At 69.0% G+C, this 662-nt stretch carries 2 protein-coding genes; both read right to left on the reverse strand.

Annotated features, from left to right (window positions below):
* The coding region (locus B3D39_RS20495) for a M20/M25/M40 family metallo-hydrolase (protein ID WP_349678108.1) at positions 1 to 324 on the reverse strand (324 nt) is incomplete at its 3' end.
* 57 nt (positions 325 to 381) lie between these two features.
* Positions 382 to 662, reverse strand: a 281-nt coding sequence (locus B3D39_RS20500; protein ID WP_286790042.1) for an energy transducer TonB family protein, incomplete at its 5' end; no start/stop codon positions are given.

Raw genomic sequence — 662 nt, forward strand, 5'->3', positions numbered from 1 at the left:
ATGGCCGCAGGCATGCATCTTGCCCTCGACCTCGGAGGCATGTTCGGCACCGGTTTTCTCCCGGATCGGCAACGCATCCATGTCGGCGCGCAGCCCGACGCAGCGTAGCCCGCCCTGGCGCGCGCCTTGCCCTTCGATCACGCCGACGACACCCGTCCGCCCGATCCCCTCGACCAGCTCATCGCAGCCGAATTCGCGCAGCAGCTCGGCCACGCGGCCGGAGGTGCGCGGCAGATCGTAAAGCAGTTCGGGATTGCGGTGAAAATCGTGCCGCCATGCGGTGGCTTCCGCGTGCATCTCGGCAAAACGGTTCTTGATCGGCATGCTCGCTCCTTGGTTGCGCGCACCCTGCCTCGCCTTGCCGGCGGGTGCAAGCCGCGCTCAGCGGAAGGCCATCGGCAAGGAGAAGCTGTAGCTGGGTTTGCCCAAGCCTTGCGGCGCTGCGGGGAAACGGCCCGCCCGACGCACGGCGTCGAGCGCCGCCCGGTCGAGCGCCGCATTGCCCGAGCTTTGCGCAACCGACGCGCCGATGAGCCGCCCGTCGCGCGCGATGTTCAACGCGACGACCACGCGGCCCGCACCTGCGCCGGAGGGCGTTTGCTTGGCGCGTTCGATCCGGGCGCGAATTTCGCCGCCCCACGATCCCATCAGGGACCGGATCT

The sequence above is a fragment of the Thioclava sp. UBA3469 genome, assembly GCF_002378135.1.
GTDB classification, from domain to species: domain Bacteria; phylum Pseudomonadota; class Alphaproteobacteria; order Rhodobacterales; family Rhodobacteraceae; genus Thioclava; species Thioclava sediminum.